The organism is Nesterenkonia sandarakina (assembly GCF_014138825.1).
Taxonomy (GTDB): Bacteria; Actinomycetota; Actinomycetes; order Actinomycetales; family Micrococcaceae; genus Nesterenkonia; species Nesterenkonia sandarakina.
In genome coordinates this window covers 207921-228145 of the sequence record NZ_JACJIH010000001.1, presented here as the reverse complement: position 1 = coordinate 228145, position 20225 = coordinate 207921, and the positions used below count along the sequence as shown (strand labels likewise).

Below are 20225 nucleotides of genomic sequence, written 5' to 3'. Positions count from 1 at the left end.
TCCGTGGAGAACACCACCTACGACTACATCGTGATCGGCGGCGGCTCGGGCGGCGCCGCCGTCGCCGCTCGCCTGTCCGAGGACCCCAACGTCACGGTGGCCCTGCTGGAGGCAGGACCCACCGACGCGGACAAGCCCGAGGTGCTCCAGCTCAACCGCTGGATGGAGCTGCTGGAATCCGGCTACGACTGGGACTACCTCATCGAGCCCCAGGAGAACGGGAACTCCTTCATGCGTCACGCCCGCGCCAAGGTGCTCGGCGGCTGCTCCTCGCACAACTCCTGTATCGCCTTCTGGGCGCTGCGCGAGGACATGGACGAATGGGAGGCGATGGGCGCCACCGGTTGGAACGCCGAGTCCACCTACCCGCTGTTCAAGCGCCTGGAGACCAACGACGCCCCCGGGGACCACCATGGCCGCAGCGGCCCGGTGAACCTGATGACCATCCCCCCGGAGGACCCCTGCGGGGTGGCGCTGCTGGACGCCTGTGAGGAGAACGGCATCCCCCGAGTGCAGTTCAACACCGGAGAGACCGTGCTCAAGGGCGCGAACTTCTTCCAGATCAACCGCAAGGAAGACGGCACCCGTTCCTCCTCCTCGGTGTCCTACCTGCACCCGATCCTGGACCGTCCCAACCTGAGCATCCTCACGGACAACTGGGTGCGCGAGATCATCTTCGACGGCGATCGCGCGGTGGGCGTGGACACTGTGGACAACGCGTTCGGCCGGGCCCGGCGGATCAGCGCGAACAAGGAGATCGTGCTCTCCGCGGGCGCCATCGATTCGCCGAAGCTGCTGATGCTCTCCGGGATCGGACCCGCCGAGCACCTGGCGGAGTTCGGGATCGAAGCCCGCGTGGACTCCCCCGGTGTGGGCGAGCACCTGCAGGACCACCCCGAGGCGGTCATCGCCTGGGAGGCCAAGCAGCCCATGACCGAGGACTCCTACCAGTGGTGGGAGATCGGGATCTTCGCCTCCACCCGTGAGGGCCTGGACCGCCCGGACCTGATGATGCACTACGGTTCGGTGCCCTTCGACATGCACACGCTGCGCCAGGGCTACCCGAGCGCGGACAACACCTTCTGCCTGACCCCGAACGTGACCCACGCGAAGTCCCGCGGGACGGTGCGGCTGCGCTCGAAGGACTACCGGGACAAGCCCAAGGTCGATCCGCGCTACTTCACCGACCCGGAGGGCCATGACATGCGCGTGGCCGTGGAGGGCATCAAGCTGGCCCGTGAGATCGCGGCGCAGCCGGCGATGTCGGAGTGGGCCGGACGCGAGCTGTTCCCCGGTCAGGACACGCAGACCGATGAGGAGCTGGCGGACTACGTGACCCGCACGCACAACACGGTCTACCACCCGGCCGGATCCGTGCGGATGGGCGCCGACGACGACGCGATGTCACCGGTGGACTCCCAGCTGCGGGTCAAGGGCGTGCAGGGGCTGCGGGTGGCCGATGCCTCGGTGATGCCCGAGCTCACCACGGTGAACCCGAACATCACCACCATGATGATCGGTGAGCGTTGTGCGGATCTGATCAAGGCGTCGAACGCCTAGATCCTTCGCGCTGGGCGGGTTCCGCCCAGCCACTCACACATCGAGTGTGCAATCTGTGCAGGTTTCTTCCCCGTTCGGGGTGGAAAAGCTGCACAGATTGCACACTCGTTTTTTATGCCGGTTGTTCCGGATCAGATCGCCGGGGTCTCCGCCACCGGGTGGGACAGCTCGGGGTTCAGCAGCTCCGGGGAGAGGTTGATCAGCCGCAGCCGTGCGTGATCGGCGATCTGCTCGTTGCTCAGCGCCCGGATCGCGCGGGCCTCGGCGTCGTCGTCGTGCTCATCGTCCAGCCCGGAGTTCGGCAGCGAGGAGGACACCGAGCCTGAGGTCAGCGGGATGTCGAGCACGGTGACCGCGGCTGGGGTCAGCGGGATGAACTGGCGTCGATCCAGCAGCCCGAGTCCTTCGAAGAGCACTCGCAGCGCAGCCCCGTGTGAGACGACGACGGCGGTGCGCACCTCGAAGCTCAGATCCGCCGAGGCGGTGGGAGCGATCTCCGCGGTGCCGCGCACGATGTCACTGAAGGCGCCCGTCATCCGCGCCTGCAGATCCGCGTGCGCCTCTCCCGCGGCGGGGGTGTAGCTGCCGGCGCGCCAGCCCTCGAAGTTCTCCGGCTCGGCGTCGCGGATATCGGCGGCGTAGGCGCCCTCCCACTCCCCCAGGTTCTGCTCACGCAGCTCGTCCCAGATCCGGGGCTGGAGGTCCAGTCCGAACTCGGCGAAGGTCTGCTGGGTGCGCACCAGGCTGGAGACATGCGCCTGTGCCGGGTTCTGCGCGCGGATGAAGGCCCCGGTGGTGCGCGCCTGCAGCTTCCCGGACTCGGCGAGCGAGATGTCCGAATGTCCCTGGAGCCGGTGGGCCTTGTTCCAATCGGTCTCTCCATGGCGGACGAGCAGAATTCTGATCATGGGGCTCCTCTGGTTCGGGCGGGCAGCGCATTCGGCTGCGCGGGTTCTCTGCTGCAACCCTATGTCAGCGGAATCAGCGGTGCGCAGATCGCCCACGGGTCAGCGTCCAGATCCGTCTCCAGATCAGCGTCCAGATCAGCCGCCAGCTCAGCCTGGATCTCACCCTCCGGGTCACGCTCCGTGTCCCTGTCGCCGTCCGTGTCCGTGACCATGTCCCAGTCCATGTCCCTGACCATGTCAGTGCCCGGTGGCATGCTGGGTGGCATGACCATTCTGTACTTCGTCCTCGCGGTTCTCCTCGGTGTCCTGCTCGGCGTTCTGGGCAACTGGCTGGTGCTCCACCTGTTGCGCCGGGGCACCGAGGATCCTGCCGCGCTGCGGGACCAGCTGCAGCGGGCCCGGTCTGACCTGGCCGATTCGCAGCAGCGGCTCGTGTCCGTGCAGCAGGAGCTGGCTGGCGCGGAGGGTCGGCTCTGGGAGCTGGAGCGCCGCCGGGAGGAGGACTCCGAGGCGGCCCGGGAGCGGGAGACCCTGGTGGAGATGCTGCACCCGGTGCGCCAAGGGGTGACCGAGATGCACCGCCGGGTCCAGGAGCTGGAGACCGAGCGTGCCGCCCAGCATTCCCGGCTCTCTCAGCAGCTGAGCTCGGCGGCGGAGACCGATGCCCGGATCATCGAGTCCACCCAGGCGCTGCTGGGGAGTCTGCACTCGAGCTCGGCGCGCGGACACTGGGGCGAGGTCCAGCTGCGGCGGGTGGTGGAATCCGCCGGGATGCTGCCCCACGTGGACTTCACCGAACAGTTCAGCGGACGCGGGGCTGATGGGCAGCTGCTGATCCCGGACATGGTGGTGCACCTGCCCGGCGGCCGCCAGCTGGTCCTCGATGCTAAGGCCCCGCTGAACCCCACCGACCCGATGGCGCAGGCCAAGGCGCTGCGTTCCCGGGTGGATGAGCTGGCGAAGAAGCGCTACTGGGAGGCCGTGGAGCTCTCCCCCGATGTGGTCTTCTGCTTTGTCCCGGCCGAGTCGCTGCTCTCCGCGGCGATGGAGGCGGACCCGATGCTGCTCGACGACGCGCTCTCCAAGGGGGTCACGCTGGTCTCCCCGGCCTCCCTGCTGGCGTCGCTGAAGGCGGTCTCTGCTGCCTGGCGGCAGGAGCGGCTGGCGCAGAACATCCGCGAGGTCGTGGATCATTCCCGGGACCTCTACCGGCGTCTGGCGAAGATGAGCGAACATCTCTCGCGCACCGGGGAGCGCCTGCGGCAGGCGGTGACCTCGTATAACTCGCTGATCGGCAACATCGAACGGCAGGTGCTGCCCAAGGTGGAGGCGATGAGTCGGCTGGAGGTCGGCGAGCCCACCGCGGCCTCCACCGAAGGGCTTCTCGAGGATCTCGGCGAGACCCTGAGCACCACCACGGTGACCACCGAGGTCAACCCGCTGGGCCCCCGGCTGGAGGCAGGCCGCGCCGAGGCGGAGCGCTGAGGCCAGACGCGCTGAGGCGGAACGCTGAAGCTAGAAGCGCTGAAGGCAGAACCGCCCGGGCGCGGCGAGTCGAGCCCGGACACGCTGAAGGGCAGTGAGCCTCGGCGTCACCGATGACTCACTGCCCTTCAACCAAGCCCCTCCACGGCCGGCGTGCGGCGTGTGCGGCGTGTGGCGTGTGCGGCGTGTGGCGTGCGCGGCGCTGCTAGAGGGTCAGCCCGAAGACCCAGACCAGGATGGTCATGCAGACCGCGGTGATGATCACGACGCCTGCGATGTTCAGCCACACCCCGCCCCGGATCATCTGTCCGATGGTGACGTAGCCGGAGCCGTAGGCGATCGCGTTCGGCGGCGTGGCCACCGGGAGCATGAAGGCGCAGGTCGCGGCGAGCGCCACGGGAGCGGCAAGGATCAGCGGGTCCACCCCGGTGCCCATGGCCACACCGGAGGCCACCGGGAGGAAGGTGGCCGCCGTCGCGGTGTTCGAGGTCATCTCGGTCAGCAGCAGGATCCCGACGGCCGCGACCAGCACCAGGACCCACACCGGGATCCCTGCCAGGCCCTCGACCTGGGTGCCGAGCCAGGTGGAGAGTCCGGAGGAGCTGAACTGCGAGGACAGTGCCAGTCCGCCGCCGAAGAGCAGCAGCACTCCCCAGGGCAGCTTCGCGGCGTACTCCCAGTCCAGCAGGCGCACACCCTTGGCGGCGCCACCGGGCAGCAGGAACAGCAGCAGGCCGACGACCATAGCGATGCCGGCGTCGGAGATGAACGGGTCATCCATGTCCAGGAGATTGGTGGAGATCAGCGGGATGGAGACCCAGGAGAGTGCGGCGAGGATGAAGATGATCAGCACGCGCAGCTCGGCGGAGGACATCGGACCGAGCTTGCTCAGCTCGCCGCGGATCAGGTCGCCGCCGCCGGGGATGTCGTCGATCTCGGGCTTGAACAGCACCCGGGTGAGCAGGACCCAGGCGATGACCAGCATGATGATCGAGATCGGGACGCCCACCAGCATCCACTGGCCGAAGCCGATGGTCAGATCGTGGGTCTCGGCCATATGGCCCACCAGCAGCGCGTTCGGCGGGGTGCCGATGATGGTGCCCAGTGAACCGATCGAGGCGGCGTAGGCGATGCCGAGCATCAGCGCGGTGCCGAAGTTGGACTTCAGCGCGTTGTTGGTCTCGTCCTCGCCGGCCTGTGCTGCCGTCGCGGGGTCCTCACCCTTGACGATCTTGCTCACCAGCATCAGCACCGAGACGCCGATCGGAAGCATCATCACGGCGGTGGCGGTGTTCGAGACCCACATCGAGAGGAACCCGGTGGCGATCATGAATCCGGCGATCAGGTTCACCGGCTTGGAACCCATGGCGCGCAGGGTCAGCAGCGCGATCCGGCGGTGCAGGTTCCAACGCTGCATCGCCAGGGCCAGCATGAACCCGCCCATGAACAAGAAGATGATGTTGTTGCCATAGCTGGCGCCCACGTCATCGACCGAGACTCCGCCCACGGCCTCCTCGGCGCTGCCGAAGTCACCTGCGGGGACCAGCAGCGGGAAGATGATCAGCGGCAGCAGAGCGGTCGCCGGGATCGGGATCGCCTCGGTCATCCACCACACAGCCATCAGCACGGCGGTGGCCGCTGTCAGCCGGGGCCAGACCTCCATGTCCCCGGGCATCACCAGGTACACCAGAAGTCCCAGCCCCACGCCACCGGCGAGTCCGATCATCCGGCGTAGCAGCGCGGGACGCTCCAGGCCCTCCGCGCGGGCACCGACCGAGAGCTCTTCGGCCTCCGCCTCCGACTGTGTTCGGGGGTCATACTTCTTCAGGTGATCACCTGAAACACGGGAACGCGGAGGCGTCATTGCCGGTACTCCTGCTGGTGGGGTATGGGATGGCGCGCTATCTCGTGATAGGGCTCACAGAGTCTACGGGGCCGGTGAAGAAGTTGCCACCTTGAACCGAAATGCCGGAGACCCCTGCGCCGTCGTCGGGCTTCAGTCCTTGGGCAGGACGATGGCGGCCAGCAGGGTCGCCAGGCCGGCCAGCCCGAGGACCATCAGCACGGTTCCGGACCAGCCCGCCAGGTGCAGCGCGGTGCCGCCGAGGTAGCCGAAGATCGAGGAGCCGCCGTAGTAGCCCAGGTTGTACAGCGAGGCGGACTGGGCGCGGCCGGCGGTCGCCGCTGCGCCCACCCAGCCAGAGGCCACCGCGTGGGCGGCGAAGAAGCCCGCGGTGAGCACCACAGTGCCCAGGATGATCACCGCCAGATGCGGCACCAGGGTCAGCCCCACGCCCAGGATCATGATCAGATTTCCGGCCAGCAGCACCGGCTTGCGCGAATACCGCGCCGCCAGCCGCCCGGCGCGCGGTGAGGACCAGGTGCCCGCCAGGTAGGCCAGGAACACGAAGGAGGCGATCCCCAGCGGGATCGAATACGGCGCAGCGGAGAGGTGGAAGCCGAGGAAGTTATACATGGCCACGAACCCGCCCATGGTCAGGAACCCCTGCAGGTAGAGGGTCCACAGGGTGGGTGAGCGCAGATTCCCGGTCAGCGCGGGCAGGATCTCGCGCACCTGGACCCGGCGCGGGGTGAAGTTCTCTGCGGTCGGCGCCAGCCGGAGGAACACCACCACACAGGCCACCGCGAGGATGGTCACGGTGAGCATGCCGATCTTCCAGCCCAGCTGCTCGCCCACCGGTGCCGCGACGATCCGCCCGGTCAGTCCACCCAGAGAGGTGCCCGAGATGTAGGTGCCGGCCGCGGCCACCGCGATCTTCGGGCTGACCTCCTCGTTGAGGTAGGCCACCGCCAACGCCGGCACCCCGCCGAGCATGAAGCCTTCGATGAAGCGCATCACCAGGGCGAGCTCGAAGCCGTGGGTGGCGAACACCGCGGGCATGAGCACCGCCAGGAGCCCGAAGCAGCAGGCGAGGCTGATTGCGGCGATCATCGCCTTCTTCCGCCCGTAGGCGTCGCCGATATAGGACCAGGGGATCACGCCCAGCGCGAGTCCCAGCGTGGCGGTCGAGATCATCAGAGCCGCCCGGTCCGCGGAGACGTCCTGCTCCGCCGCGATCAGCGGCAGCAGGCCTTGGGGCGAGTAGAGCTGAGCGAAGGTCGCCACGCCGATGAAGAACAGGGCGATGAGCAGCCGGCGGCTGTGAGCGCTCTGCGCGGTCATGCCATGACGTCCAGGGTGCCGCGGATGATCGCCCCGGCTCCGCCGAGCCCGGCCAGGGTCATCGCCAGCGCCCTCGCGGTGGGGATCGGCACCCGCTTGGCCAGCTGGGTGCCCAGCAGGATGCCGGCGATCACGGTCACCACGATCACCGGGAACAACCAGCCCAGCGGCGGCCCGGCCTGGCCGTTGACCTCCACCGAGCCCATCGCCAGCTTCGCGATCACTGAGACGGCGCCCATGGTCATGAAGATCGGCTGCAGCGTGGCGGCGAAGCTGCGCTGGTCCCAGCGGGAGACCCGGGAGTAGATGACCATCACCGGTGCCGCCACCCCGGAGGTGGTGTTGAAGAATCCCCCGATCAGACCCGCCGTGAGACCGGCTGACCGGCCGGGCAGGTGCGGCAGCCGCGGCAGCGCCACGGTGACTGCCAGCGCGAACACCACGATCGCGCCCACGATGATGGAGAGCCAGCCGGCACTGAGCTGCCCGACGACCCAGGCACCGGGAATGGCTCCCAGCACCGAGGCGGGCATGATCAGCCAGAAGCGCCGCCAGCTGACATGGGACCACACCGCGATCATGATCAGGCAGCCCGAGACGAAGGTGGTCATATTGGTGACCAGCACCCCGAAGGCGGGGCCCAGCAGCAGCGAGAGTACGGGGGCGACCACCAGCCCGACGCCGGTGCCGGTGACCCTCTGCAGGATCGTGCCGATCAACACCGCGGCCGCGATCACCGCAGTCATGCCCAGCACCGTCATGGACTCATCGTATGTCAGCCCAGGTCATGCCCGAATCCGGCGCGCGTCCCCGGGTCAGCAACCGCTGCGCGCAAACGTCGCATCGCTATGCCAAGTCCCATCGTTTTGGCGGGAAATAACCATGGGACATGGCAAAGGGATGCGACAAACTGAGGCGGGGGCGGCGCGGCAACGCGGGGCGGCAGACGCTCAGGAGGTGGAGCAGGGGCTGGACTTGCGGCCGCCGCGGCCGACGTCGTCGTGTCCTGCCTGGGTGAGCGCCTTGCGGATCTCCTTGGGCAGCGAGAAGACGATGTCCTCCTCGGCGGTGACGATCTCTTCGACCTCGCCGTAGCCGTACTCCGCGAGCAGCCGCAGGACGTCGTCGACCAGGACCTCGGGCACCGAGGCGCCGGAGGTGACCCCGATGGTGGCCGCGTCCTGGAACCAGGCCTCATCGACCTGGTTGGCGTAGTCCACCCGCTCGGCGCGGGCGGCGCCGTATTCCTTGGCGACCTCTTTCAGGCGCACGGAGTTCGAGGAGTTCTCCGAGCCCACCACGATCACCAGGTCCGACTGCGGGGCGACCTTCTTGATCGCCGCCTGCCGGTTGGAGGTGGCGTAGCAGATGTCATCCGAGGGCGGATCCTGCAGCTTGGGGAAGCGCTCGCGCAGCTTCTGCACGGTCTCCATGGTCTCGTCCACCGACAGCGTGGTCTGTGAGAGCCAGATCAGCTGGTCCGGGTTCCGGACCTGAAGATCCTCGACCTCCCAGGGGCCGTTGACGATCGTGGTGTTCTCCGGGGCCTCGCCATAGGTGCCCTCGACCTCTTCGTGGCCCTCGTGCCCGATCAGCAGGATCTCGTAGTCATCCCGGGCGAAGCGCACGGCTTCGCGGTGGACCTTGGTCACCAGCGGGCAGGTGGCGTCGATGGTCTGCAGGTTCCGGTCCTCGGCCATCTGCTTCACCGCCGGGGACACGCCGTGGGCGGAGAAGACCACCAGCGCGCCCTCGGGCACCTGATCGGCCTCCTCGACGAAGATCACGCCCTTCTCCTGCAGCGTCTCCACCACGTGGCGGTTGTGCACGATCTCCTTGCGCACGTAGACCGGGGCACCATAAGTCTCCAGCGCCTTCTCCACTGCGATCACGGCGCGGTCCACGCCGGCGCAATAGCCGCGCGGAGCTGCGAGCAGCACCTTTCGAGGACCGGTGAAGGTGGACTCGGCGGCCACTTCCTCGGGGCTGCGGCGCCTGCGGGGCACCATCGGCACGGGGACCGCGATGTGCTGTCGCCGGGCCGGAGCTGCGGGGGCGGTGGCAGTGGAAGTCATGGCCCCGAGTCTACCGGCGGGGGCGCGGCACCGTCACACCGTGTCCCTGGTTGACGCCGGGGTCACCGCCGGCCTGCTCCGCGCGGCCACGCTGCCCAGCAGCCCCACGACGACGATGGCGCCCGCCGCTGCGCTGAAGATCCACCAGGCCGGCTGGGCCCATTCCGTGAAGCGCAGCTGCAGCTGTTCGACCAGCGGCGCGGCGGCCTGATCCGCCACCGGGCCGAACTCCGGGGCGGCCACCGTGAGCGCGATCCAGAGTCCCAGGCCCACACCAAGGAGTCCGCCGAGGGTCAGCGCCACCCAGCGGCTGCGACCCGGTCCCAGCAGCAGCCCCACCGCGGCCAGCACCCCGGCGAGCCCGGCGAGGACCAGCCAGTGCTTGCTCACCTCGGCAAGCAGCGCCCAGGTATAGGGGTCGGCGCCCTCGGCGATGGTGGCCTCGACGTCCACCACGACCTCGGGGGCGAGAAATTCGAAGCTTGAGGTGTCCAGGAACGGCAGCCAGCCCAGGGCGGAGTCCAGCCCTTCGCGCAGCGGTCCGGTCATCGCCTCAGCCATCGGGCTCAGGTCCACAGCGAGATCAAGATCGCTGGCCTCACCGGTGGTGCCCTCGTCAAACAGGGTCTCCAGCTGCGCCGTGTACCCCGACCGGGTGTCCTGCAGGGTCTGATCCCAGGCCTCGTCGACCTGCTCATTCTCCAACATGGAGGCCACGATCGAGTCCACCACGGAGTCTGCCCGGTCTCCGAGCAGGCTGGTCAGGGCGCCGGGCAGCTCGGACTCCAGGCGCGTGAGCAGCGTCTCGGAGACCAGCTCGCTGAAGCCTTCCTGCTGGGGCAGCTCCCCCGCGATCTGCCGGATCGGCTCCTCCTCGCGCAGCAGCTGATTGGTCTGGAACCCGGCCAGCGCCGCGGCGGCCAGGAGCGCAGCCAGCAGCAGCGAGAGGACACTGAGCACCTGGCGCATGTGGATAACTCCTTCAACCATGTCAGGACGGTGGCATAGGCTGTAAGCACCATAGCGAACCTTCCGGGGAGACCGTCGATGATCGAAGGCAGGACATGAGCGAGCCGGCACAGGCGCAGGACACCTCGGCTGAGACCCCGTGGCCGCTGAGCACCTACTCCGGCAAGCTCAAGGCCCACATCGAGGCCGCGCCGCCCACCTGGGTGGAGGGCCAGCTGGTGGAGTTCAACCTGCGCAACGGCAACGCCTGGATGACCCTGCGGGACCTGGAACAGGAGGTCTCCTTCTCCACCGTCGCCTGGCGGAACGTGGCGGGCAGCCTCAACGGCACCGTCCAGCCCGGCTCCCGGGTGGTGGCGCTGGTCCGACCGAACCTCTATGAGAAGTCCGGGCGGCTCTCCCTGGTGGCGCACCAGATGAAGCCCGTGGGGCTGGGGGATCTGCTGGCGCGGATCGAACAGCTCAAACAGCGCCTGGCCGCCGAGGGCCTGTTCCGGGCGGACCGGAAGCAGCCGCTGCCGGTGCTGCCGGGCCGGATCGGGCTGATCACCGGACGGAACTCCGACGCCAAGAAGGACATCCTGCGCAACACCCACGCCCGCTGGGCAGCGGCGCAGTTCGAGATCCGTGAGGTCGCGACCCAGGGACCCAGCGCACCGCAGGAGGTCGCCGCGGCCCTGGCGCAGCTCGACGCCGACCCCGCAGTGGAGGTCATCGTGATCGCCCGCGGCGGCGGGGCCCTGGAAGAGGTGGTGCTGCCCTTCTCCGATGAACGCCTGATCCGCGCGGTGGCTGCGGCGCAGACCCCGGTGGTCTCCGCCATCGGACACGAGGCCGACCGTCCCCTGCTCGACGAGGTCGCCGATATGCGCGCCTCCACCCCCACCGGGGCTGCGAAGCTGCTGGTGCTCGATGAGGCCCAGGAGCGCGAGGCGCTCACCATCGCCCGGGCCCGCATGTCAGCCGGGGTCGAGCGGCTCATCGGGCGCGAGTCTGAATGGTTGGCGACGCTGCGTTCCCGGCCGGTGCTCGCCCAGCCGCAGGACATGATCACCGGACGCGCCCAGGAGCTGGTGATGCTGCGGCGTCGCTCGCTCTTCGGCATGGAGACCGCGGTGCGCCGCGGCACCGACTGGATCGCGCAGACCCGGGCGCGAGTCAGGTCACTCTCCCCGCAGTCCACCCTGGACCGCGGCTACGCGGTGGTCCAGACCCGCGGCGCCGCCGGCTGGGACGTGCTGCGCGACGCCGGCACCGTCAGCCCTGGAGACGAGCTGAGCGTCATGGTCGCCTCCGGCGAGCTGACCGCTCGTGCCGAACAGATCTACCCCGAGGACCGCACGGCCGCCCACGCGGCGACCTCGGCGCAGGCCGAACCTGCCGCGAAGACCCCAGACACCCAGAACCGAGAGGCAGCCCGATGACCGACGACGCAAGCACCCCGCAGGCTTCGGCCTCGAAGTCCACCGAGTTCAGCACCGCGCAGACCGAGGACATCGAGACCATGAGCTATGAGCGCGCCCGCGAGGAGCTCGTCTCGGTGGTGACCAAGCTCGAGAACGGCGGCGCCCCGCTGGAGGAGTCACTGGCCCTGTGGCAGCGCGGCGAGGCGCTGGCCGACCGCTGCGAACGCTGGCTCGACGGAGCGCGGACCCGGTTGGAGGAGGTCCGCGAGGAGCTCACCGAGGACCGCTAGACCCGCAGCATCCTCATACGCCGCTGGCGAGCACGACAGGCTGCCACACCAGGATGAAGACCGAGATCAGGCTCAGCGCGATGACGTTCATCCAGAACCCGGCCTTGACCATGTCATCCATCTCCAGGTACTCCGAGGAGAACACCGCCGCGTTCGGCGGGGTCGAGATCGGAAGCATGAACGCGCAGCTGGAGGTCAGGGCGACCAGCGCCATGATCGCGAAGGGGTCCACCCCCATGCCCAGGGCCAGCCCGACGCTGACCGGGATCAGCATGTTCGACACCGCGGTGTTCGACATCACCTCAGTCATGAACAGCACGATCGCTCCGAGCACGACGACGATGATGACATAGGGCAGCACGTCGAGACCGCCGAGGATCTCCCCGAACCATGGGGTCAGGTCGGAGTCGTCGAAGGCGGCCGCCAGTGAGAGTCCGCCGCCGAAGAGCAGCAGGATGCCCCAGGGCAGTGCCTGCATGTCCTTCCAGACCAGGATTCCCCCGCGCCTGCCGTCCTCATCGGTCTGCCGGGCTCGCAGCAGGAACATCGCGGTGGCGCCGATCATCGAGACCGTCGTATCTGTGAGCGGGATCCCCCACTCCTCCGGGAGGAACCCGATGGTCATCCACATGGCTCCGACGAAGCCGAAGATCGTCAGGACCATCTTCTCCTCATAGGACATGGGCCCGAGCTCGCGGAGCTGCTCCTGGGCGAAGTCCGGTGAGATCTCGGCCTGCGCGACGAGTCGGAACTGGACCTTGGAGAGGTAGAAGTAGAGCAGCACCAGCAGGATCACGGTCAGCGGTGCCGCGAAGACGAACCACTGCGCGAAGCTCACGGTGATGTCGAAGTGCAGGGAGGCCTGGGCGGCGAACACCGCATTCGGCACCGAGCCGATCAGCGTCGCCAGGCCGCCGATCGAGGCGGCGTAGGCGATCGCCAGCAGCAGACCCTTGGCGAACTTCTTCAGGCCTTCCTCATCGAAGAATCGCTTCTCCTTGACCTCTTCGATCAGCGCCAGGCCGATCGGCAGCATCATCAGCGCGGTGGCCGCATTGGAGATCCACATCGAGAGCCCGGCCGTTGCCAGGATCACCCCGAGCATCAGGCGGTTGCCCTTGGTACCCACCATCCGGATGATGCTCATGGCGATCCGCTTGTGCAGGTTCCACTTCTGGATGGCCAAGGCGATGGTGAAGCCGCCCATGTACATGAACACGATCGGATTCGCGTAGGCCATCGCGGCGGTCTCTTCGTCGGTGCCACCGGTGAGCGGGAGCAGGAAGATCGGAAGCAGCGAGGTCGCCGGGATGGGCAGCGCCTCGGTGATCCACCAGGCGGCGACCCACAGCGTGACGGCGAGCACCGCCCTGGGGGCGTCCTCGAGACCGGTGATCGCCGGGACGAAGTAGAAGACGGCGAAGAGCGCCGGGCCCAGCACCAGTCCTACGCGTCTTCGGCTCAGCAGGGGTGATCGCTCGGTTCTGGCCTCGATGGTCTCCATGACGCACGAGTGTTCCAGACCACAACCTCGGGCTCCAAGTCAACGCCCAGCGCGCAGCTGGGAGAACCCGGGTTCAGGCCCGGAGCGCGGCGTCGCGGTAGTCCGCGAGGAACTCCGCGATCCCGGCGATGGCATGCTCGAGATCCTCGACCCCGGGCAGGGTCACCAGCCGGAAGTGGTTGTCGTCGATCCAGTTGAACGCCCTCCCGTGGGAGACCAGGATCTTCTGCTGGCGCAGCAGCTCGATCACGAACTTCTCGTCATTCTCGATCGGGTAGATCTCAGGGTCCAGCCGCGGGAAGAGGTAGAGCGCGCCGTCGGCCTGATGCACGTCCACGCCTTCGATCTCCCGGAGCAGCCGGTAGGCGGTCTCGCGCTGTTCGAAGAGCCGTCCACCGGGGTCGATCAGGTCCTTGATGGACTGGTGTCCGCCCAGTGCCGCCTGGATCGCGTGCTGAGCGGGGACGTTGGCGCACATGCGCATGTTCATCAGGAGGGTGAGTCCCTCCATATAGTTCTTCGCACGGTGGGTCGGTCCGGAGACGTAGATCCAGCCGGAACGGAACCCGGCGACCCGCCAGGTCTTCGAGAGCCCGGAGAAGGTGATCGTGAAGACGTCATCGGCCAGCGTGCAGACGTTGATCATCTCGGCGTCGTCGAACGTGATGTTCTCGTAGATCTCATCGGAGAGCAGCATCAGGTTGTGCCGCCGCGCGATGTCCACCATCGCCTCGAGGATCTCCCGCGGGTAGACCGCACCCGTGGGGTTGTTGGGGTTGATGATCACCAGCGCCTTGGTCCGATCGGTCACCTTCGACTCGATCTCCTCCGGGTCCGGCCACCAGCTGTTGTCCTCGTCGCAGATGTAGTGCACGGCTCGTCCCCCGGCCAGGGTGGTCGCCCCGGTCCACAGCGGGTAGTCCGGGGCGGGGATCAGGACCTCATCACCGGGGGCCAGCAGCGCCTGGAGCACCATGGAGATCAGCTCGGAGACCCCGTTGCCCAGGTAGATGTCTGAGGGATCGGCCTCGGTCATCCCGCGCGCCTGGTAATACTGCGCCACCGCGATCCGGGCCGAGTAGATCCCCTGCGAGTCGGAGTAGCCCTGCGCGTCATGGAGGTTGCTGATCATCGCCATCCGGATCGAGTCCGGGGCCTCGAAGCCGAACGGCGCGGGGTTCCCGATGTTCAGCCGGGTAATGGCGTGCCCTTCGCGCTCAAGCCGGGCCGCCTCCTGCGCGATCGGGCCGCGCACGTCATACCGGACGTCCTGAAGCTTGGGGGACTGGGTGAAGTCTTCGAATTCCTGCATCCTGGAGTTACGCACTGTCCTATCCTGCACCTTTCGAGGTGTTGGTACCCCTGTCGTTTCACATGCTGGGCGCGCGGCAGCTCTTCGGCCGCTGCGCACGTCCCCGGCGGTCAGGCTCGGGCGAACGCGTCCCGGTAGGACGCGAGGAAGTCCGCGATCCCGGCGATCGCCTCTTCGAGCTCCTCCACCGGCGGCAGGGAGACCAGCCGGAAGTGGTTGTCGTCGATCCAGTTGAACGCCCGCCCATGGGAGACCAGGATCTTCTGCTGACGCAGCAGCTCCATCACGAAGGCCTCATCGTTCTGGATCGGGTAGATCTCAGGGTCCAGCCGCGGGAAGAGGTAGAGCGCGCCGTCGGCCTGATGCACGTCTACGCCTTCGATCTCGGAGAGCAGCTTATGCGCCACATTGCGCTGCTCGTAGAGCCTGCCCCCGGGACGGATGAACTCCTCCACGGACTGGTAGCCGCCCAGCGCCGTCTGGATCGCGTGCTGGGCCGGCACATTGGGGCACATGCGCAGGTTCGACATCAGGTTCAGGCCCTCGATGTAGTTCTTGGCCCGATGCTTGGGACCTGACATGTAGAGCCAGCCGGAGCGGAACCCGGCCACCCGCCAGGTCTTGGAGAGCCCGGAGAAGGTGATCGTGAAGACGTCATCGGCCAGCGTGCACGCGTTGATCATCTCGGCGTCGTCGAAGGTGATCTTCTCGTAGATCTCATCCGAGAGCAGCATCAGATTATGCCGCCGGGCGATGTCCACCATCGCCTCGAGGATCTCCCGCGGGTAGACCGCCCCGGTCGGGTTGTTCGGGTTGATCAGCACCAGCGCCTTGGTCCGATCGGTCACCTTGGACTCGACCTCTTCCGGGTCCGGCCACCAGCGGTTCGCCTCGTCGCAGAGATAGTGCACCGCCCGCCCGCTGCACAAGGTGGTGATCCCGGTCCACAGCGGGTAGTCCGGGGCGGGGATCAGCACCTCGTCGCCCGGATTGATCAGCGCCTGGAGCACCATGGTGATCAGCTCAGAGACCCCGTTGCCCAGGATCACGTCGGAGACCTCGGCCTCGCGCATGCCCCGGGACTGGTAGTACTGAGCCACCGCGGTGCGCGCGGAGTAGATGCCCTGGGACTCGGAGTATCCCTGCGAGGTGGGCAGGTTCTTGATCATGTCCACCAGGATCGAGTCCGGGGCGTCGAAGCCGAAGGGCGCCATATTGCCGATGTTCAGCTTGGTGATCCGATGTCCGGCGCGCTCGAGCCGAGCGGCTTCCACCGCGATGGGTCCGCGCACGTCATACCGGACATTGCGGAGCTTCTGAGCCTGGGTGAAGTCCTCGAATTCCTCCATGAACAGATTGTGCCTCATGCAACACGCTGCGCCGGGACGTTACGGTCTCGGATCTGTCTCGGCGCGTTGCCGCGCCCGGTACGACGACGGCTTCGCACCCGCGGCGCGACGCCAACCACGCGCCCGGTACACCGACGGCTCAGCCCCAGTCCTCGGGCTCCGCGACAAATCCTTCCTGGACCAGCCAGTACTCTGCGGCCTCCTGCGGGCTGAGCCCCTGCTCGCCGTCGGTGAGCCGGCGCAGCGTCACCAGCGCCTCCTCATTCAGCGCCTGCGCCAGCTCCGTCGCCACCGGTGGGACCTCCTCGGCGATCTCCGCGGAGACCACCGGGACGAACTGCTCCTGCGGGAAGGCCCGCTCGGCGTCGGTCAGCGCGATCAGCGCCTGCTCCTGGATCCCGGGGTGGGAGGTGGTGAGGATGGCGGCGTCGAGCTCGGCAGTGATCACACCCTCAAGCAGCTCAGCCTCTCCGGCGACGACGATCTCGGCGGGCTCGCAGTCATAGACCTCGGCCAGCAGGGGCTCCGGCTCGGGCAGGTTCGGGCGCACACCGATGCGCAGCTCGTCGCAGGCCTCGGCGAAGGCAGGGTCATCCACCTCCCCCTCGGTGGCGATGTCGTTGAGCTCGGCGGTGACCGAGGTGATCACCAGCGAGCTCCCGAGCACGGCGGCACTCGGTTCCAACAGCGTGGCCTGCTCATCGAGACCGTCCTCGATCACGCCCAGCAGCTGCGAGGAGCTCGGCTGCTCCAGCTCGGCGAAGCCTTCCGGGTCGACCTGCCGGGCCAGCGCCATGGACCGCCCGATGAACATGTCGCCGCCCCCCTCGGTGATCGCCTCCGCGGGCCGGCGCTCCGAGGTCTGCACCACCGCAAGGGTGTCACGGGAGTTCAGCGCCAGGGCGTAGACATTGGCGATGGTCTGATCCAGCGGATGCTCGCCCACCGCGATCGTCCAGGCCCGCTCCGCGGCGCTCCCGGTAGGTTCCTCGGCCGGTGGCGGTGGGGAACAGCTGGTCACGGCGATGGCGGCGGCGATCGCGACCGCCGCGGACCCCGCGACGCCGCGGACACGCCGAGGCGTCGAGGGGGGAAAAGTCATGGGCCTCATTCTACGACGGCAGCGGTTCGGCGTTACTCTGGTGCAGATGACGAGTCCGCTGATTCCGCGTCTGTCGGCACTCCTCGAGGCCGCCGGCGGCACGACTGTGCCCGCTGTTGATGCCGAAGGCTGGCTGGACCTCGCCTACGAAGGCGCCTACGGGGAACGGTACCGCTCAGCCGCCGAGGCCGCCGAGGCGGGACTGCGCTCCCCCGGCGGCGAGGACCCGGAGAATCGTCTGATGCTGCTGCGGATCCTGGCCGGTGTCCATGAGATGCGTGGTGACTCTGCCGCGGCGGCTGGCTACATCGCCCAGCGGCTGAGTCTGCTGCGCGAGCTGGGCCGGTTCCGTCAGGCCCGGGTGGAGGACGACCTCGGGGCGATGCTGCTGCGCGAGCCGGACCGGGTGGAGGGTGAGATCCTCTCCCGGGTCGCCGAGGACCTGCGCGCGGAGGATCGCTCCGCGGGCCGGGTCACCGTGGAGCTGGCCGATGTGCTCTCCTCCCTCGCGGTGCGACGACTTCAGGATGCGGGACCGGAGCCCACGCTGCCGCTGGTGCAGGAGGCCTGCACCATCCTGACCACCCTGGACCGGCCGGAGGCGCTGGCCGGGGCCAGGATGTTCCTGGCGCACACCCTGCTGCTCACCGGCGAGACCGACCAGGCGCTGAGCACCGCCGAACTGGTCCTCGCCGCCCCGGCGAATCGTGCCGTGCATGGAGCCATGGCGATGCTGCAGGCCACGATCCACCACCACGAGGACCGCAACCGTGAGGCCATCGAGTCCGCGCTGCGCTCCGTGGAGCTCTACGCCGCAGCCCGGGTGCGCAAGGGGGCGGCCTCGGCGGCCGCGCTGCTGGCGGGGCTGACCGGGGAAGAGGACGACGGCGAGGCCTCGGTGCTGGCCTGGCGGGTCGCGGTGGCGCAGGCTGAGCTCGGCGAGTTCCGCGAGTCCAGACTGTTGAGCCTGGCGCTGGGCCAGCAGCTCCTGGAGCTCGATGACTATCCCGAGGCCGAGAAGGTCCTCGATGCCCTCTCGGTCCGCCTGGGCGGATCCGAGGAGGACCGGTCCACCCGAGCCCGTGCGCTGATGGGACTCGGTCACGCCGTGACCCACATGAACCGTCCCCTGGAGGCGATGGCACACTGGAACGAGGCCGCTGAGCTCTTCGAGGAGATCGCGGAGACCGACGAGGCCGCCCGTGCCCATCTCGCCGCCGGCGCCCTGGCGGCGTCGCTGGAACGCCTCGACGTGGCGCGCAGACATTATGAACGAGGTCTGAAGCTGGTGGAGCACAGCGAGGACCTGGACCCCCAGGTGCTGCTGCAGGCGCTGCATTCTTTGGGCCACCTGCTCACCCGCACCGAGGATCACACCGGGATCGACCACCTGAACCGGGCGCTCGCGCTGGCCCGCGAGCACGGGACCACCTGGCAGCGCGCCGATATCACCGACTCGCTGGCCCGCGGATGGACGGCGCTGGGTGAGGGGACCAAGGCGGTGGCCGCCGGTCTGGAGGCCGCTGACCTCTTCACCGAGGCCGGAGATGAGGACGGCGCCGGGGACGCCGAGGTCTTCGCCGCGAAGGTGCTCCTGGAGATGGGACGGGCCGACGAGGCCGAGACCATCTTCCGGATGTCCACCGATGAGCGTGAGGCCAGCCCTGCGCTGATGGCCGAGGCGCTGGAGGGCCAGATCGAGGCGCTCATGCGTCAGGGCAAGGCCGAGGCCGCGGCGGACCTGCGCCGAAAGCTCACCCGGCTCAAGCGCCGGATGCGCAGTTGACCCGCGCCGGCCCTAGATCCCCGGCCACTGCGGCAGCCCTGGATCCGGGGACCCCAGGCCCACCACGGCTTCCGCGCAGCTGAGTCGGTGCTCCGCCTGAGCCTTCCATTGACTCCGGCGCGTGTCCCGGGCACCAGCCACCAGTGACAGCGCCACCGACGCGGTGCGCACGCGCAGACCCGCACCGTCCACGGTGGCGGCGAACCCGGCGGCGAAGCGCTGGAAGGCGGCCGGGACGTGCACGTAGCGTGCATCCACGGCCGGCAGCACCGCAAGGTGGCCCAGGAAGCAGGCGAGATCATCCACCCGGTGCCCCGGCCCCAGCGAGTCCACGTCCAAGAGCGCGGAGACCTCTCCGGCGCGCATCAGCAGGTTGGCCTCGTAGAAGTCGCCGTGGGTGGGCACCACCGGCCCACGATCCGTCCTGGGCAGCACCGCGCTGATGTGCTCCACCAAGGTGTGGATCCGACCTGCCGCCTCCGGCAGCGCCGAGGCGGCGGCCGAGGCGTAGGCGGTGAGCCGATCGGTCCAGGCCTCCCGGGCCGGCAGCGCCATGACCTCCGCCGGAAGCTTGTCGAGCAGGTCGATGAACAGCCCGGGGGCCGAGGCGGTGCCGCCGTCGGCGAGGAAATACTCCGCCAGGGACTCTCCCGGGCCCTCGCGCAGCGCGACGACGTCGAGCACCGGCTCGCGCACCGGCACCGCGGCCGGGACACCGGCGTCGAGCAGCAGCTGGTGCCGGGTGTGCAGCTGCTGCGCCCGGCGGGTTCGCAGCACCTTCAGGAACAGCCGCGTGCCGTCGTCGAACTCCGCGGCGATCACGGCCCGACGCAGCGGCCGGTAGCTGATGGTCTCCAGGCTGACCAGGTCACGTCCGGCACCCCAGACGCTGCGGACCGAGTCTGGGTCGGTGGCGATGCGCAGCCCGGGCAGCGCGGGGTCCAACGGATGCTGCCAGATGGAGAGCCGGCCATAGGGGCTGTGCGACTGGATCAATCCTTCGGCGTCGGAGGGCACCTGCTCCGTGGTCATCCCGACGTAGAGCTCATCCACATGATCGGAGGTCTCGGTGTAGACCCCCGCAGGCCCGCCGCGCGGCATCACCGGTCGCCCGGTCGCCACCCGGTAGACCCCGGTGACTCCGGCGCCGGGACGGTGCTGCAGGGATTCCAGGTGCACGCTGGTGGCGTAGACCCCGGTGTGCTGGATGGCTTCCGCGATCGGCGGATGGGCGTCGTAGGACTCCATGAACGCCAGCTGCCGGGCCTCCAGCTCTGCTGGAGTCATGCCTCTGG

The 20225-nt window shown here is 68.5% G+C and carries 17 protein-coding genes; 5 read left to right on the top strand and 12 right to left on the bottom strand.

Annotated features, from left to right (window positions below; genetic code table 11):
* The first annotated feature begins 3 nt into the window (after nucleotides 1-3).
* Nucleotides 4-1560 carry a GMC family oxidoreductase gene (locus HNR24_RS01050; protein ID WP_058887221.1) on the top strand — a complete coding sequence of 519 codons (1557 nt, stop codon included), beginning with the start codon at nucleotides 4-6 and terminating at the stop codon, nucleotides 1558-1560.
* Nucleotides 1561-1691: 131 nt separating this feature from the next.
* On the opposite strand, the gene HNR24_RS01045 is transcribed toward HNR24_RS01050, so the two are convergent.
* Together HNR24_RS01045 and HNR24_RS01040 are read right to left on the bottom strand one after the other, a co-directional pair.
* The gene (locus HNR24_RS01045; protein ID WP_058887222.1) at nucleotides 1692-2468 is read right to left on the bottom strand and encodes a histidine phosphatase family protein; all 777 of its coding nucleotides are present in this window, start codon (nucleotides 2466-2468) and stop codon (nucleotides 1692-1694) included.
* A gap of 59 nt (nucleotides 2469-2527) precedes the next feature.
* Nucleotides 2528-2734 (bottom strand): hypothetical protein, encoded by a 207-nt coding sequence (locus HNR24_RS01040; protein WP_182494742.1) that lies wholly within the window; start codon nucleotides 2732-2734, stop codon nucleotides 2528-2530.
* Between HNR24_RS01040 and HNR24_RS01035 the strand changes: the two genes are divergently transcribed.
* Nucleotides 2733-3953, top strand: a complete 1221-nt coding sequence (locus tag HNR24_RS01035) for a DNA recombination protein RmuC (RefSeq protein ID WP_058887224.1) — start codon at nucleotides 2733-2735, stop codon at nucleotides 3951-3953. The genes HNR24_RS01040 and HNR24_RS01035 overlap by 2 nt on opposite strands.
* Nucleotides 3954-4158: 205 nt before the next feature.
* Here the strand turns inward: HNR24_RS01035 and HNR24_RS01030 are convergent, their stop codons facing one another.
* From HNR24_RS01030 to HNR24_RS01010, 5 genes are all read right to left on the bottom strand, one after another.
* Nucleotides 4159-5817, bottom strand: coding sequence for an SLC13 family permease (locus tag HNR24_RS01030; RefSeq protein ID WP_182494741.1), 1659 nt, complete (start codon nucleotides 5815-5817; stop codon nucleotides 4159-4161).
* A 132-nt stretch (nucleotides 5818-5949) separates the two neighbouring features.
* A complete protein-coding gene (locus HNR24_RS01025; RefSeq protein WP_182494740.1) occupies nucleotides 5950-7137 on the bottom strand; it encodes an MFS transporter in 1188 nt (395 codons plus the stop codon).
* On the bottom strand, nucleotides 7134-7898 hold the full coding sequence (locus HNR24_RS01020; protein WP_058887227.1) for a sulfite exporter TauE/SafE family protein: 765 nt from the start codon (nucleotides 7896-7898) through the stop codon (nucleotides 7134-7136). The genes HNR24_RS01025 and HNR24_RS01020 overlap by 4 nt, the downstream gene beginning before the upstream one ends.
* A gap of 189 nt (nucleotides 7899-8087) precedes the next feature.
* Entirely contained in the window at nucleotides 8088-9212 is a 1125-nt protein-coding gene (locus HNR24_RS01015) for a 4-hydroxy-3-methylbut-2-enyl diphosphate reductase (protein WP_259392382.1), read from the bottom strand.
* 33 nt (nucleotides 9213-9245) lie between these two features.
* Nucleotides 9246-10202: a hypothetical protein gene (locus HNR24_RS01010; protein ID WP_182494739.1), complete on the bottom strand. Its 957-nt coding sequence runs from the start codon at nucleotides 10200-10202 to the stop codon at nucleotides 9246-9248.
* Nucleotides 10203-10276: 74 nt separating this feature from the next.
* Here HNR24_RS01010 and xseA point away from each other — a divergent pair, with 74 nt between their 5' ends.
* Both xseA and HNR24_RS01000 read left to right on the top strand, forming a co-directional pair.
* Nucleotides 10277-11605: an exodeoxyribonuclease VII large subunit gene (gene xseA / locus HNR24_RS01005; protein WP_182494738.1), complete on the top strand. Its 1329-nt coding sequence runs from the start codon at nucleotides 10277-10279 to the stop codon at nucleotides 11603-11605.
* Nucleotides 11602-11877: an exodeoxyribonuclease VII small subunit gene (locus HNR24_RS01000; protein ID WP_058887230.1), complete on the top strand. Its 276-nt coding sequence runs from the start codon at nucleotides 11602-11604 to the stop codon at nucleotides 11875-11877. Before xseA ends, HNR24_RS01000 begins: the two co-directional genes overlap by 4 nt.
* Nucleotides 11878-11890: 13 nt before the next feature.
* Here HNR24_RS01000 and HNR24_RS00995 read toward each other — a convergent pair whose 3' ends face one another.
* From HNR24_RS00995 to HNR24_RS00980, 4 genes are all read right to left on the bottom strand, one after another.
* Nucleotides 11891-13381 (bottom strand): SLC13 family permease, encoded by a 1491-nt coding sequence (locus HNR24_RS00995; RefSeq protein WP_182494737.1) that lies wholly within the window; start codon nucleotides 13379-13381, stop codon nucleotides 11891-11893.
* Nucleotides 13382-13454: 73 nt separating this feature from the next.
* Entirely contained in the window at nucleotides 13455-14693 is a 1239-nt protein-coding gene (locus HNR24_RS00990; protein WP_058887232.1) for a pyridoxal phosphate-dependent aminotransferase, read from the bottom strand.
* A 110-nt stretch (nucleotides 14694-14803) separates the two neighbouring features.
* Nucleotides 14804-16042 carry a pyridoxal phosphate-dependent aminotransferase gene (locus HNR24_RS00985; RefSeq protein WP_058887680.1) on the bottom strand — a complete coding sequence of 413 codons (1239 nt, stop codon included), beginning with the start codon at nucleotides 16040-16042 and terminating at the stop codon, nucleotides 14804-14806.
* Between the two features lie 139 nt (nucleotides 16043-16181).
* A complete protein-coding gene (locus HNR24_RS00980; RefSeq protein ID WP_182494736.1) occupies nucleotides 16182-17144 on the bottom strand; it encodes a glycine betaine ABC transporter substrate-binding protein in 963 nt (320 codons plus the stop codon).
* Nucleotides 17145-17190: 46 nt separating this feature from the next.
* On the opposite strand from HNR24_RS00980, the gene HNR24_RS00975 reads away from it, so the two are divergent.
* Nucleotides 17191-18930 carry a tetratricopeptide repeat protein gene (locus HNR24_RS00975; RefSeq protein WP_182494735.1) on the top strand — a complete coding sequence of 580 codons (1740 nt, stop codon included), beginning with the start codon at nucleotides 17191-17193 and terminating at the stop codon, nucleotides 18928-18930.
* 12 nt (nucleotides 18931-18942) lie between these two features.
* On the opposite strand, the gene HNR24_RS00970 is transcribed toward HNR24_RS00975, so the two are convergent.
* Nucleotides 18943-20217, bottom strand: a complete 1275-nt coding sequence (locus HNR24_RS00970; protein ID WP_157075298.1) for a phosphotransferase — start codon at nucleotides 20215-20217, stop codon at nucleotides 18943-18945.
* Between the last annotated feature and the right edge of the window lie 8 nt (nucleotides 20218-20225).